Source organism: Neobacillus sp. S1227, assembly GCF_055385255.1.
Genome location: NZ_AP038276.1, coordinates 356257 through 370163, shown reverse-complemented (window position 1 = coordinate 370163; position 13907 = coordinate 356257). Strand labels below are relative to the sequence as shown.

Annotated in this window: 13 protein-coding genes; 3 read left to right on the top strand and 10 right to left on the bottom strand. The window is 40.3% G+C overall.

The window, feature by feature from the left end; translation table 11 throughout:
- Nucleotides 1–274 precede the first annotated feature (274 nt).
- The 7 genes from ACZ5AE_RS01915 to ACZ5AE_RS01885 form a co-directional block, all read right to left on the bottom strand.
- Nucleotides 275–1954 carry a cbb3-type cytochrome c oxidase subunit I gene (locus ACZ5AE_RS01915; protein WP_464568964.1) on the bottom strand — a complete coding sequence of 560 codons (1680 nt, stop codon included), beginning with the start codon at nucleotides 1952–1954 and terminating at the stop codon, nucleotides 275–277.
- 14 nt (nucleotides 1955–1968) lie between these two features.
- The gene (locus ACZ5AE_RS01910) at nucleotides 1969–2436 is read right to left on the bottom strand and encodes a cytochrome c oxidase subunit II (RefSeq protein WP_464568962.1); all 468 of its coding nucleotides are present in this window, start codon (nucleotides 2434–2436) and stop codon (nucleotides 1969–1971) included.
- An 11-nt stretch (nucleotides 2437–2447) separates the two neighbouring features.
- Complete coding sequence (locus ACZ5AE_RS01905) at nucleotides 2448–2597, bottom strand: hypothetical protein (protein ID WP_464568960.1); 150 nt, start codon at nucleotides 2595–2597, stop codon at nucleotides 2448–2450.
- A 356-nt stretch (nucleotides 2598–2953) separates the two neighbouring features.
- A complete protein-coding gene (gene cyoE / locus ACZ5AE_RS01900) occupies nucleotides 2954–3886 on the bottom strand; it encodes a heme o synthase (protein ID WP_464568958.1) in 933 nt (310 codons plus the stop codon).
- Nucleotides 3887–4047: 161 nt separating this feature from the next.
- Nucleotides 4048–4836 carry an enoyl-CoA hydratase/isomerase family protein gene (locus tag ACZ5AE_RS01895; RefSeq protein ID WP_464568956.1) on the bottom strand — a complete coding sequence of 263 codons (789 nt, stop codon included), beginning with the start codon at nucleotides 4834–4836 and terminating at the stop codon, nucleotides 4048–4050.
- Between the two features lie 238 nt (nucleotides 4837–5074).
- Nucleotides 5075–5542 carry a phage tail protein gene (locus ACZ5AE_RS01890; protein ID WP_464568954.1) on the bottom strand — a complete coding sequence of 156 codons (468 nt, stop codon included), beginning with the start codon at nucleotides 5540–5542 and terminating at the stop codon, nucleotides 5075–5077.
- Nucleotides 5543–5994: 452 nt separating this feature from the next.
- Nucleotides 5995–7179 (bottom strand): ATP-grasp domain-containing protein, encoded by a 1185-nt coding sequence (locus ACZ5AE_RS01885; RefSeq protein WP_464568952.1) that lies wholly within the window; start codon nucleotides 7177–7179, stop codon nucleotides 5995–5997.
- A 152-nt stretch (nucleotides 7180–7331) separates the two neighbouring features.
- Between ACZ5AE_RS01885 and ACZ5AE_RS01880 the strand changes: the two genes are divergently transcribed.
- The 3 genes from ACZ5AE_RS01880 (at nucleotide 7332) to ACZ5AE_RS01870 (ending at nucleotide 9516) form a co-directional block, all read left to right on the top strand.
- Nucleotides 7332–8126 carry a YheC/YheD family protein gene (locus ACZ5AE_RS01880; RefSeq protein WP_464568950.1) on the top strand — a complete coding sequence of 265 codons (795 nt, stop codon included), beginning with the start codon at nucleotides 7332–7334 and terminating at the stop codon, nucleotides 8124–8126.
- A 137-nt stretch (nucleotides 8127–8263) separates the two neighbouring features.
- On the top strand, nucleotides 8264–9307 hold the full coding sequence (locus ACZ5AE_RS01875; RefSeq protein WP_464568948.1) for a Mur ligase family protein: 1044 nt from the start codon (nucleotides 8264–8266) through the stop codon (nucleotides 9305–9307).
- Nucleotides 9283–9516, top strand: a complete 234-nt coding sequence (locus tag ACZ5AE_RS01870; protein WP_464573761.1) for a hypothetical protein — start codon at nucleotides 9283–9285, stop codon at nucleotides 9514–9516. Before ACZ5AE_RS01875 ends, ACZ5AE_RS01870 begins: the two co-directional genes overlap by 25 nt.
- Before the next feature lie 182 nt (nucleotides 9517–9698).
- Here ACZ5AE_RS01870 and ACZ5AE_RS01865 read toward each other — a convergent pair whose 3' ends face one another.
- The 3 genes from ACZ5AE_RS01865 to ACZ5AE_RS01855 all read right to left on the bottom strand — a co-directional run bounded on the left by ACZ5AE_RS01865 (nucleotide 9699) and on the right by ACZ5AE_RS01855 (nucleotide 13875).
- The gene (locus tag ACZ5AE_RS01865; RefSeq protein ID WP_464568946.1) at nucleotides 9699–11030 is read right to left on the bottom strand and encodes an amidohydrolase; all 1332 of its coding nucleotides are present in this window, start codon (nucleotides 11028–11030) and stop codon (nucleotides 9699–9701) included.
- Nucleotides 11027–12739: an adenine deaminase C-terminal domain-containing protein gene (locus tag ACZ5AE_RS01860; RefSeq protein WP_464568944.1), complete on the bottom strand. Its 1713-nt coding sequence runs from the start codon at nucleotides 12737–12739 to the stop codon at nucleotides 11027–11029. The genes ACZ5AE_RS01865 and ACZ5AE_RS01860 overlap by 4 nt, the downstream gene beginning before the upstream one ends.
- 77 nt (nucleotides 12740–12816) lie before the next feature.
- Nucleotides 12817–13875, bottom strand: coding sequence for an ABC transporter substrate-binding protein (locus ACZ5AE_RS01855; RefSeq protein ID WP_464568942.1), 1059 nt, complete (start codon nucleotides 13873–13875; stop codon nucleotides 12817–12819).
- Nucleotides 13876–13907: the final 32 nt, after the last annotated feature.

The following is a 13907-nucleotide window of genomic DNA, read 5'->3' as shown; positions in this document are numbered from 1 at the left end:
CTATCTCTTCTGTTATCAATTCTGTCCAGCTTCAGCGCCTAAGGGCTCGAAGGTCTACAGCCAATCCGCCAAGAAGGCTAAAGTGCAGACTTTTCTCCAGCTCGACTTATGCCTTTCTCCCCTGTCCAAGGCGCTTCCGCATTTCTACTGTCCAGCTCCAGCGCCTAGGGGCTCGAAGGTCTACAGCCAATCCGTCAAGAAGGCTAAAGTGCAGCCTTCTCGCCGGCTCGTCTTATGCCTGTCGCCCCTGTGCAAGGCGCCTCCGCTTTTCTGTTTACCAAGTCTTGAACCCAGGTGATCCTGGAGGTGCATTGACAATAAATTCTGTTAATGGAACGACATATGCCATTGCAACGACTAACAGCATAACTACAATCCAAAGTCCCCAGCGCTCTGTCCAATAAGGAGTTGGAGAAGCATTTTCTTCTGCTTCCGCAATTGGGAATTCTGTTTCCCCTTTTGGTGCAAAGAACATCATATTAATCACGGCATACACTTGAAGAATAACCCCAATGATTAACAAAGTACCACCGACAGCCAGACACATCATATACGGGCTCCAGCCTAAAGCTGTTGCATGATCGCCATATGTTGTAAATGAAGTTCTTCGTGGTGAGCCAAATAATCCGACTGTGTGCATGGCACCTGACATAAAAATCATGCCGATTGTCCAGATCCAAGTTTGGATGACACCTAATTTATTAATTTGTGGTGTTAGAACACGTCCTGAAATATATGGAACTAACCAATAACTAATCCCAAAGAATGCCAATGCGACCGTCACACCAAGTGTTAAGTGGAAGTGACCGACAATCCACATCGTGTTATGAACAACTGTGTCCAATTGGTTCGTTGTTTGCGCAATACCACCGGCACCCGCTGGAGCAAAGGAAGCCATACTGATAAATAGCGCTAGGAAACGAACATCCCCCCATGGCATCTTTTTATACCAGCCGATCAGACCTTTTCCGCCTTGATTTCTTGCAGTCTTTTCAAATACGGCAAACATAGCCCAAGCAGTCATTAATGATGGGAAACCAATTGCTAAACTCATAAAGACGTGCATCATTTTGACTGGTAAAGAAATACCTGGGTCAATGATTTGGTGATGGAATCCACCGGTAATGTTCATGATTACCAAAGCGATAATAACGACGCGGGTTAATGTATCGCTCCAGCGTCTGCCGCCGATTAATTTCGGTGCAATGACATACCATGCAGAAGTAGCTGTTAAATACCAGATATTTACGAGCGTATGTCCAAAGGCCCAGAACAATGTACGAGAAACCATAACATTAACGGTCTTAACCCAGCCCAAGGACCAAGGAACTAGAATTAAAACTTCAACTGCTACAGGAATAAGTGCAAAAAACATTAGAACGTTAATACCAGTTGCAAAGTAAGAGAAGATTGGAACATGCTTTCCTTTATTATTTTTCCGCCAATTAGCCACTTGGATAAATGCGCCGACGTTGCACAGCCACATACCCACTGCGAAGAATACCAACCCGATATAAAACATTGGGTGTGCTTTTAAAGGCGGATAGAATGTGTACATTACTGATGCTTCATTCATAAGGATTGGAATAACAACCAATACCGCGCCAATAATCTTGGATGCAAACGCAGTCCAGACAATCTTTCTAACCTTTGGAAGAAGCCCTCCCAGTTCATGTGAAAGACCTGCATACAGATAACCAAATGTAAAGAAAGTAGTGAATGCAAGAAGCATGAATACACCGTGCATCGTAAGAACTTGATAATAGTTTAACCACGATGGCAGCTCTAGAAGACCGGCACGGTTTAAACCTTGTGCTAATCCTAAAAACCCACCAACTAACAAGATAACAAATGAAACAAATAAATATGTTTTCGAAATTTTTGCGTCTTCTTTATTAACACCTAGCAATTTAGTTGCTTTTGTTTTAAACGTTTGATTTATTGCTGTTTCCATAGCCTTTCCCCCCTTTACTTAACCGTAATTGTTGTGCTCATCATTTGGTGACCGGCACCGCAATATTCGTTACATAGCACTAAATAACTTCCCGGTTTATCAAACTTTTGAGTAACTCTTGAGATATAACCTGGTGTTACCATTGCGTTAGCGTTTGTTTCGGCAATTTCAAAACCGTGGACAACATCTTTTGATGTTAAGATAAAATGCACTGTCGATCCCGCTGGAACTTCAATATTTCCAGGATTAAAGCTAAATACTTGCAATGTCATGACTACTTCGTATTCATGATCGCCAATCTGTTTAATTCCAGGCTTATCAAATGGCGCTGTTTGATCTACTTTTTGCGAATCGATAGTTTCGATATTACTTGGCGGTTCCATTCCTTCAGCAACTGCCTGATAGCCCGTGATTAACATGAAAATCATCATTATACCAAAGCTTAATGCCAGCCAAATTTTTTCATCAAGATGCATTTTCATTTCTTTCCCCCCTATACTCTAGTCATATAAAGCCCATATAAAGTTAAATAAGTAACGAGAATAACGACGCCAACCACACCTACGGAAATCCATGTACCTTTTAATGGTTCTTCGTGCTGCTTGCTTGGCTTATTATTACGATTTGCTTTTGCAGATGCCATTTGTGAATCCCCCTTTTGATTTATTCTGTTTTCTTACTTCCATAATAGTTAGGAACGATTCTCAGCGAAGTGAACTGCGTCACATTTCATAAGTGATTTTGGTCGTATGAAAAATAGAAAAACTATTGTTCCTTTTGTCCAAAATCCGAATGCTTATGAAAAAGAGTACGGAATATAGCTTTATTCCCACTGTTTTTAACTTGTTAATTGAATTATTTTTATTGTGGAATAGAAAAAAATGGAGAAAAAAGGGGCGGAAATCAAAAATGACAAATTTGTGAATTAAGGTGCAATAACCATAAAGGTATAAAAAAAGCCGCCCTTATTTTTTATAAGGACAGCCAGGAATTAGACTATTAAAATATTGGTAATGTTACCACAATCATCAAAAGAAACAAGATGGTGATATAGTTTACGGAGTACAGAAAATTAATATGAGCCCATTTGAGATCATCTTTTGTAAAAAATCCGCTGATGCTCACAACCAGCCAGCCAAGGTTCATCACTGTCGCTATGATGACAAAGGTCAGCCCAAGCGAGCCCAGATAGAACGGCAATGGCATTAAGCAGGCGATATAGACTACCATTTGCCTTTTGGTCATTTCAAATCCATGTACCACAGGCAGCATCGCCACTTTCGCAGCCCGATATTCCTCGCACTTCTTCATCGCGATCGCAAAGGTATGCGGCATTTGGAAAACAAAGATAATCAGAAATAACATAATCGGAACAATATGAGTCCCCGGCTCAATAGCCGTCCAGCCGATAAGCGGGGTAACAGCACCTGACACGGCGCCGATCACCGTGTTAAGTGTATACCTGCGTTTAGACCACATCGTATATAAGATAACGTAAGTAAACCAGCCCACGAAAGCGTAAATAACAGCTTCCCATCTCGTAAAAGATAAAAGTATGAAGCCGAGTACTGAAAGGACAATTCCTATCTTTAACACTACATTCAGAGGAATATGCCCTGTCACGGTTGGCCGATGCTTTGTTCTATCCATGACAGTATCGATATCAACGTCATACCAGTTATTGATTACAAGTGCTCCGCCCATGACCAGCGTACTGCCAATGATGGTCAGCAAAAATACATTCAAGTAATCAGAAAAAGACGCGTCAGTAAAATAAAGCGCCAGCCAAAACCCAGTAAAGACCGGCAATACATTGGCTAATAAGACAGGACCTTTAAAAAGAGCTTTTATATCAGCCATAAGGCCGGAACGATTATTTGAAAAAGCAGCACTTTTGCCTTTCAGTGCGGAAGGTATTCCATTTTGACTCATCCTTACAACCCTCCCCCATAAATGGTTATTACTATCTACAACTTAAGTACATGATTCCATATTACCATACTTTATCATGAAACACCCTTGTAGAAAAATTGGCAAAAAAAAGACGGGGGATGGCCCCCGTAACTTAAATTATTCTTTTAATTTACTAATTACTATTCTCCCCGGAAAACAGGTTTCCGTTTCTCAGCAAAAGCCTTTACCCCTTCTTGGACGTCTTTTGTTCCAAAACAAACTTTAATTGAAGCTAATTCTTGTTTTAAAATTGTTGTAAGATCCGTGTCTGGGCTTGCTGCAAGCAATCTTTTGGAAAGTGTCAACGCCACAGGGGGGCCTTCCGCTAACTCCTTAGCAAAGTTCATAACCCTGTCTTGAAATTCTTCATCTGGGAAAATTCCGTTAACCAAACCAATCTGTTCGGCTTCTTCAGGATAGATGTCCCGGCCCGTATAGATCAATTCCGTTGCTTTTCCCTGTCCTACCAAACGCGGTAAGAAATAGGTCATACCTGCATCCGGATTAAGACCACGGCGGATGTACCCAGCTGTTACCCTAGCACCAGCAGACATAAAGCGCAGGTCACAGGCTAGAGCAAGAGCAAGTCCTGCACCTGCTGCAATTCCGTTAATCGCGGCAATGACTGGTTTATCACAATGAACGATTCCCAGCGCCTGATGACCAACCCAACCCAAGTCATCTAATTTTTCATGGCGGGTAAGAGTAGATCTATCTCTCTTAGCATAGTCAGAAAGGTCAAGGCCCGCACAAAAACCACGTCCACTCCCGGTTATCACAATGACACGAACTTCATCGTCAGCAGATGCCTCTGCAATTGCCTGAATGATCTCAGCACTAAGTTTATCATTGACAGCATTGAGACGCTCTGGCCTGTTTAGTGTTAAGGTGCGGACCCCATTCTGTGTTTCTACTAAAATATGTTCCATTATATCACTCCTATTAAACTATTAGTTTAAATTTTCTGATTAATGAAAACATAGCATATCCAAGATGATTTGTACAAGCAAAATACTTATTTTGGAAAAATATAACCACCATTGATTTATGTTATTCCAACGAAATCCTCACAAAATTCCTAGTGCTGTACCCATAAAATCTCCAGCCTTTAAGAGGTCCCTTATTATATAAAGGATCTAGTTTTGTTGGGATCATAAACCTGCCCCCCTAATATTCTCCTTTAATGACAAAATATGAGCCCCGAATTGTTCCAGCTAGTTTAGACTTCTGCCTTGCAAACTTAAACTTCCCTTCTAACTCCTTGGGTACTTCCATCCCCTCAGAAAGCTTAAAACCAACGGCCCGCTTAGGCTTAGGGCCATCAACCGTATAAAGGACGTTGACCGAAAGACCATCTTCATAAAAGACGTAAGTCCAATCAATATTTTCCACTTGAAAACGAGACGTCTCTAAAGGTTTTGCCGCAAACTCAATATCACGTTCTTCTTTCAAAATACGGTTTACATAATCAAGAGTCTCCCCGCTTTCACTCGCAGGCACCACCGTAAATTCATGCTTGTATTTGTTCATAAAGTACCGGGCTTCATTAGCACGTAAACCAGCAAGCGCTTCTGATACAGGTGAGGACTCTAAACCAACCGTAGACACATTTTTAAAATCAACGACATAGGACATTTCCATCTCTCCTTTTAGCTCTTTATTTCCTAACAACAGGATACCACATTTCACCAAAAACTAATCCGTTCCACAGCTATATCTTAACCTCTGCAAGTAACTAATGCAGTTCAAAGGAAAATTGGTGCTTCAAAGTTTAATATAAAAAGGATAGACGCCAGCTTAAAAATGCTCCGTCTATCCTTTTTTTAAAATCCTTATATTTTTGGCTCTTTTCGTAAAGTTTGTTGTTTTTGGGAATAACACTGTCCGTTCCTTTCCGCTACAGGCGCTCAGCAAACCCGCGGGGAGGAAGGTCGAGCCTCCTCGACGTTCCGTCTGCGGGGTCTCGACCTTTCCTCTATTTCCCGCAGGAGTCAAGCGCCTTTCGCTCCAATCCACTCGGTGTTTTCAATATAGTTAAAAGCAACAATCTCTGAGAAAAGAGCCATATTTTTTATAAACCTATTTATTTAATCTTTAAAAAATCTCTCAGCCTGTTGTTCTGCGGATATCACTTCTTCCTTGGAGTTACCGGCAAGCAGGCAGCTTAATATAATTGGATTTTCAGTTGTTACTTCTGCTGGTTTATATATACTAAGTGGAACTAGCCTTTTCAGTTCCATTAACCGTCTTATTTCCTTTTCAACCTTTGTAAAATCAATGGTTGTTTTAAATGACCTCAACTTTAGTGTTTGAACGTTTAAGGCATTCATGATACTTTCCTTTAAAAGCAGTGCAACAGTTGACCCGTTTTGTCTAAAATTTAAATCAATAACAAAGACTCGCTCATCTTCCCCTATTACGATATCGATTCCAGCAATGCCCCAATAGCCCAGGGAAATAGATTTTTTCATAATCTTCTCAGCCAATTCAATTACTTTGTTCGGCAGCTGATTGGCTCTTTCAATCCAATTTCCCCCGTACTTGCCTTCTTCAGTTATGATTTGTTCTGCTGCCCCAAGATAAATAAGACTCCCTTTATGAATTTGAGCGAATTGAATACAATAGTTATTCTTGATTGGAATAAATTCTTCTATTACAACGAATTTACATGATTTAAAAAGTTCTTTTGCCTCCAGAAGCTGTGCTTCGTTCCTGCATATAACCACATCGAGTCCGGCTCCAGCTGGCTCATCAGTGACGGCTTTTACTACGAAAGGCAAGTCAAAAAGGAAATTATTACTATTCAAGAAATGAGTTATTGGCATTACCTTGCGATTAGCAAGATTCTCCTTAGGAACAAGTTCTTCAAGGTTTCCTTTATTGTTCAAGTAGGATAGCAGCTTTGGATCGACCCAATATTTTTCGTATTTTAATTCTTCCGGCAGATGGGGGTAATTAATAACAACCTTGTCGGAAGCAATTTGAAAATTATTCAATACTTCATAATAACTATTTTGATCATGATAAATATACCGGTTATTGGCGATTTTCATGCCCATTTCCTCAAAGAAAGCTAAACATGATGGCCCTATAACATTTTGATGGCACACAATAGGCATTTCCCTTGCAAGAAGCAATAAACTTCCTGTAGTCGAATGCTGTGAGATTAAGTCTGGCAGCCATCGTTTATTTTTATATGATGCTCTTGGGTTATAGATATAACCTGGACCAAAAATTTCATAAAGAGTGGTACTTGGCTTAAATTGTGCCATAACTCATCCTCCAATAATATTACTCCTTGTACTAGGTTATTCGGAAAAATGAGGATTGGAGAGTTATCCGCCTTTTTCATTGCCATATGGGCTGTTCAATCAATCTTATATTTTCGTTATAGATATCCTAATTAACAAAAAGGAGAGTTTCTATGTCATCTAATAAAAGGGCTGATAAATATTTCAAATATCAATTATTGCTTGGTTATCCGGGCCTAGAGGCACATAATCCAAAAACAGATTTATTTACAAAAGAGAATCTTTTTAAAATGATGGAGCAGCGTGATGAAATCATTGTTAAACCGATTAGAGGGAACGGTGGAAAGAGAGTAACAAAAGTAACCAAAATCGACAACGGAAATTTCAAAGTAAATCGAAGAAATGCAACCTCATTTTTCCACGATAGGAACTCACTATACAACTACTTAAAAAAAGAAGAAGAAAAGAAAAAAAGACCTTTTATTATCCAACACTATATTCCTTTAGCGAAAATTGACGGGAGACCCATTGACTTTAGATATGTTGTACAGCGAAAACACGGAACAACCGATTGGATCATTACTGGAAAACATGCGAAGGTTGCTCCTGCAGGTTATTTTGTCACAAACTTAAAACAAGGAGCAGAGATTTTAACTGCAGAAAAGGCGCTGGAAAAATCAAACTTAAAAGACGTTTCTATTCAAGAAACATTAAAAGTATTAGATCAGATCGCTTTATTGGCAACTGAATGTTTAACAATACAATTTAAGAACCATACAATTTGGGGATATGATTTAGCTGTAGATGAAAGCGGGCATGTTTGGATCATTGAAGCAAATAGTATTCCCTTGCTCGGAGGTTTTCGTTTATTAGAGGACCGCTCCATGTATGAATCCATGATGTCGATTATCGATTCCAATGGTGAAACATATACCTCCAAGGGCTGGCAACGAGGAAGGCAGCGCTAAATGATTTCTATACAATTAAATGACATATTGAGAATTGTACAAGGTACAATTGTATAGGTAATGGGAATCCAATAGTCAATCATGCTGCAATAAAATATTCTCAGATTCATAAAAAGAAGATGACGTTATTTTTTCTTTTGAATCCAAACGAGCCTTTTAAAAGGTTAAGAAAATATAAAAATGTAATTATTGTTTCGGAGAAACCTATACTGCTGCAAACTGCCAGGTTAAATCACATTATTATCAAGGTAGAGAATATCCAACATGCTTTTTGGGACTTCATTCATCATTATCGAAGCCTTTTTACTATACCGATCATCGGCATAACAGGTACCAGCGGGAAAACGACCACTAAAGAGATGATAAAACAAGTGTTAAAAATAGAAGAGCTAAATGTTAAATCAACGTATAAAAGTTTTAACAGCCCTCGTAGAAATTTGCTCTATTTTTTTGATATGGATAATAAAACGGATGCTGCAGTGATTGAAATGGCTGTGGGAGACCCAGGCGATGTAACCTTTGCATGCAATGCCTTTCAGCCGACAATAAGGATATTGTTGAATATTGGTGTATATCATCTCGATAGCTTTAAAACAGTGGACAACTATATTAAGGCAAAGGCTGAAATATTAGAAGGGATAAAGCCTGAAGATATCTTGATATTAAATGCCGATGATGAATATAGTAAAAAGATTGATAGCAGCCGTGCAAAACACAAGATTTACATTGGAATCCGAGAAAAAGCGGATTTTATGGCAAAAGATATTCAATACAGCGAAAATGGATTAAGCTTTACACTTGTTCACAAAAATGAAGAATACCCCGCAACGATACCAGGATACGGCAAGCATAATGTTTACAATGCGTTGGCTTCGATTGCCGCTCTTTTTCAAATTGGTATTAGTATAAAAAATGCGATTAAAAATTTATCAATGTTCCAGCATCTTGACTCCCATTTACAACTATTATCCGGAATAAATGAATGTTTAATTCTTGATGACACATGGAACAATACTCCTCCAGCTATGGAAGGAGCCTTAAAGGTTTTGAAGGACATTTCAAAGGGGAAGAAGAAAATTGCCGTTTTAGGCTGCTTTCCGCGAATCGGAGAAAGCAATACAGCCGAAAAGGAATATCAAAACATTGCCAAAAACTGGTGGAAACAGGGATTGATCAATTAATCATTACCGACGGAAAATCTGTGGAAATTGGAAACCAAGCTAGTAAGTTGGGAATGGATGAAAAAAACATTCACTATTGTTTTACGGATGAAGCGGTTTTGGAAACCCTCATTCCTTTCCTTACACTAGAAACGATTGTATTATTAAAGTTTTCAAAAATTAGAAGAGGATCCTTATATGATAGCTTAAAAAAAATGATTATACATTAAATATCAGATAATCTTGATCAAATTCAGTTTTGTTCGTCCATTACAAGAACCATTTAAAGGCAACGACCAAAGGGTTAGTTGCCTTTCTTTAAAATGAGTTGTGAGACACTCCCATGTCCCGACTTCGGATTGTAGAGGCGTTTGATCAATTCGGCTAGGGGAGTCTCCAACCACCCCTAATCCTATTTTCCCTCCATTGCTTTTAGAGCCTTTCTATTGAATCCGCATTCTTCCATGGCAGAAGTAAGCTCTGCTCTTAATTGCTTTACATCAAAATTTACTAATTGTTTGTCTGCCACGACTTGCTTTCCAGAAATGAATACGTCACGTACATTTCCGGCATTTGCAGAGTACACCAAAACACTATACGGATCAAAAATAGGAAACATATTGACTGAATCGACTTCCACTAGAATAATGTCAGCTTGTTTTCCTGCCTCGATTGAGCCAATTTGGCCCTCCATACCTAAAACTTTCGCTCCCCCGATGGTCGCTAACTTTACAATCTCTTCAGCTGGAAATGCACTGCGATCCTTTAAAAAAGTTTTATGGAAATTAGCAAACAAACGCATTTGGCTGAATAAATCGAGCGTATTCCCACTGCTTGGGCCATCTGTTCCCAGCCCAACAGTTACACCCGCAGACAATAGATCCTGGACACGGGCCACTCCTTTAGCCGATTTCGTATTGGCGCCGATACAATGAGCAACCTTTACATCATACCTCTTCAGCAGTTCAATATCATGATCAGACAAATGAATACAGTGGGCAGCTACCAGCCTTGAACTTAGCACACCAATCTCTTCTAAAAATTCAATCGGTGTTTGATTGCGTTCTTTTCGATACTTCTCCATTTCAAAATCCATTTCACTGACATGCATCATCCATGGCACATTGTACCTTTGAGACAAAGCATCCGCTTGCTGGAGTACTTCAATGGTGTTCGTGTAAGGGGCATGCGGTGCTATAGATGCCCGAATCCTGCTATTTCCTTGCCATCTTGGCAGAAACCCTTTGGCGTATTGCAATCCGCCCATTGGCTCTGACACATCGACCGTTACGGAATCAATGACTGTTTCTGCCAAAAGGCCGCGGCTATGCATTTCTTCTGCTGCTTCTGCCAATTGCTGCTCAAAATAATACATATCAAAGAAGGTTGTTACACCGGCAAGCTGCATTTCGGCAATTGCATATTTTCCACTGGTATAGGCAAGATGTTCATTCATACATGCATTTTCTAACGGAAATAAGAAGCGGCGCAGCCGGTCAGGATAGTCATCACCTAAAGAACGAAACGGAATCATGCCGATATGAGTATGTGTATTGACCATACCCGGCAGCAAAATCGCACCTCTAGCATCAATGCATTGGTCGCAGGTCATCTTCTTTGGGAGCAAATCCATTGGACCGGCTTCTACAATTTTACCTTCGTCTACTATTAAATAGCCGTCTTGAAACTGCTCCATTTTTTCATTCATCGTCAATATCCAGGCGTTTTTAATGAGCAAATTCAAACTCCCTCACCCTCCACCAATGGGATCATCATTTGCGAACGTACATTCATCATCCCTTTGTCGGTAATTTTGATTGCAGGTGAAACCGGCAAAGATAAAGTTGAAAAAGACATAATCTCATTACTGTTGCGATAGCCTAACTTAATCATCGCTTTGCGTACTTCTTTTAATTGCTTGCCTAGTTCCTGCATCGGTGCATCGCTGATAATCCCGCCGACTGGCAATGGGCATACCGCTTCCACCTGTCCCGCTTGTGTCACGACATATCCGCCTTGCATATCCAATAATCGTTTCTGAGCCGCTAATATATCTTCCGTACTCTTCCCCATTACCATCAAATTATGATGATCATGTGCCCAAGTAGTGGCTACGGCTCCTTTTTCGGATAATGCATTTTCAACAAACCCATAGGCGATGTCCCCTGTTTTCCCGTACCGTTCCATCACGACAATTAAGGCCAGCCCGCTATTCTCCCAATCTAAATAACCATCTGTAACGGCCATCTCCCGCTGTACATGTTCGGTAAAGGTACCCACTTCGGAAATTTGCATCACGTTGACGACAGCCTTTTCAGCCGAATTCACCTTGATCCGCAAATCCTCTGAAGTTAGTGCACGGCATTGTATCGATTGATAGAAGTGATCAGGAAAGGCAGGTTCCACAGCCGGATACTTGATCGCATTTCCCCGTTCGTGTACCAATTTTCCATCCTTATAAACTGCCGCTATATCCAGGCTTTCTACATTATCTATTAATAGAAAATCAGCTATAAATCCCGGGACAATGGCGCCGCGGTCCTGGAATCCCATACGTCTTGCAGGGGTATAGGTAGCACAGTATAGTGCCTGTTCTGCCGGCATGCCGCATGAAATCGCCAACCGTACATTCGCATCCAAATGACCCTCAAGCAAGTCGTCCGCCATCACATCATCTGTAATGATTGCCATATATTCATAGAATTGATTTTCCACAATAACACGTATATTTTCCGGCGTTATTGATTTCTTTTGAAACTCTAAAAACATCCCGCTGGTGATTTTCTCATAAATGGATTGGGGCGACTGGTGGGTATGATCAGCAGTAATGCCCGCATATAAAAATTTGGCCAATTCTAATTCTGAAACACGCGGCACATGTCCTTCCAAAGGCATAGATGGCCTCTCCGTTTGTATTACGCGTAAAATCTGCCGAATCAAGGAATCCTGTTGATTGACAATGCCGTTAAAGTCCATTGCTTCCCCTAAAGCAATTACTTTCGGATTCTTTAGGAGCTGCTTCACTTCTTCCACGCCAATATAACCGCCAGTAGTTTCCAGCTCGGGGGTCGTCGAAGGAACAGAGGAAGGAATCGCATAGAAAATGTCCATGACACTTGGCTGCGAAAAAAATGCCTCCAGCCCTTCCATACCAAACACATTGGCAATTTCATGTGCATCAGCTACCACCGTTGTCACTCCATGAGTTAGGACAGCCTCTGAAAAAATGGCTGGGGACGTCATAGAGCTTTCAATATGCATATGAATATCAATTAAACCAGGGACCAAATATTTACCTTTTGCATCGACTACTTCAACCGCTTGTAAATTCTCTACCTCGTCAGCTGTTACATAGTAAAATTTATCTTCAACAATATACACATTTTTCTGTTCAAACTTTTTCGTAAACGTGTTAAACACCTGTCCATTTATTATGGCTAAGTCAGTATTCATTTATCTTTCCCTCCTTAGATAAACCGCCAAAGAGAAAAGGGCCAAGATGATCCTCGGGCCCTTTTCCTAAACCGAAACTATTTGTTCAAAATTCTATTCCACTGATTGATCCAAGATTCAAGGTTCTTATTGACTAACTGTGAATCTACCTTCTTAGTGCGAGCAGCCACATCACCGTATGTTTTATTTTTAGCAGTTTCTTCGTTTAGCTCTACCTTATTATTGGTTGGCGCTTCATTTAGAGATACGGCAGTTTTTTCTTGAACTTCCTGGCTTAGTCTCCAGTTAATATACTTATAAGCTAAATCTTTATTTTTAGAATTTTTGTTGATATTGATAGTGTTAAAGTTGGCATAAGTACCAGATTGTGGTACAACGTAAGCAACATCCGGATTAGATTCGGTAATCATCGGAACAGCAAAGTCGCCGACAACCGCCGCTGTGATTTCTCCTGATTGGAACATGTTGGCTAAATCAGATGATTTGCTATACGTTTTTACTACGTTTGGTGCTATGTCAGTGATTCCTTTAAACGCAGCCTTACCACTATCTTTTGAAATGTCAGTATTCTCGTGGTTACTTCCTAAATAAAGCATGGCAGGACCAAAGGTGGTCGCAATGTCAGGAATGGAAATTTTGCCTTTCAAAGAAGAATCCCATAAATCATTCCATTCTTTAATATCCTTACCGGCGGCCTTCTTATTATAGACAATTCCGATACTGTTTAACGTATATGCAGGGCCGGAACCATCTGCAGCTAATTCTTTTGCGCTATCGATTAAGTGGTCCATATTCGGAACCTTGGAGCTGTCTACTTTTTCAAACAAACCTGCTGCTACACCTTCCGCCGCATTGGATTGGGACAATTCGATTACATCAACCGTTGAGTTCGGATTGCTTTTAAGCTTAGTTAAACGCTCAGAGCTTGTACCTGTTTCTAACACAATGTCTACATTGTATTTTTTCTCAAATGGTTTGAAGACATCTTCCTGCATTTTATCTTCTTCTAAGCCAAAGGTTGAGATCACCAATGTTTTTGGTTTTTCCTTGCTTGCAGTGCTGCTTCCGCCGCCGCATGCTGCCAGCACACTAGCAGCTGCAAGAGTTAAGCCTACTAAACCTATTTTCTTTTTCATTTTTCATGTCCCCATTTCTCAGATGAAAGTTT

Bases quoted from the DNA above. Each gene is read 5' to 3' on its own strand.
- ACZ5AE_RS01885 (WP_464568952.1), bottom strand. From the start codon at position 7,179: ATGGCACAATTTAAGCCAAGTACCACTCTTTATGAAATTTTTGGTCCA.
- ACZ5AE_RS01910 (WP_464568962.1), bottom strand. From the start codon at position 2,436: ATGAAAATGCATCTTGATGAAAAAATTTGGCTGGCATTAAGCTTTGGT.
- ACZ5AE_RS01915 (WP_464568964.1), bottom strand. From the start codon at position 1,954: ATGGAAACAGCAATAAATCAAACGTTTAAAACAAAAGCAACTAAATTG.
- ACZ5AE_RS01860 (WP_464568944.1), bottom strand. From the start codon at position 12,739: ATGAATACTGACTTAGCCATAATAAATGGACAGGTGTTTAACACGTTT.
- ACZ5AE_RS01890 (WP_464568954.1), bottom strand. From the start codon at position 5,542: ATGTCCTATGTCGTTGATTTTAAAAATGTGTCTACGGTTGGTTTAGAG.
- cyoE (WP_464568958.1), bottom strand. From the start codon at position 3,886: ATGAGTCAAAATGGAATACCTTCCGCACTGAAAGGCAAAAGTGCTGCT.
- ACZ5AE_RS01895 (WP_464568956.1), bottom strand. From the start codon at position 4,836: ATGGAACATATTTTAGTAGAAACACAGAATGGGGTCCGCACCTTAACA.
- ACZ5AE_RS01855 (WP_464568942.1), bottom strand. From the start codon at position 13,875: ATGAAAAAGAAAATAGGTTTAGTAGGCTTAACTCTTGCAGCTGCTAGT.
- ACZ5AE_RS01905 (WP_464568960.1), bottom strand. From the start codon at position 2,597: ATGGCATCTGCAAAAGCAAATCGTAATAATAAGCCAAGCAAGCAGCAC.
- ACZ5AE_RS01880 (WP_464568950.1), top strand. From the start codon at position 7,332: ATGTCATCTAATAAAAGGGCTGATAAATATTTCAAATATCAATTATTG.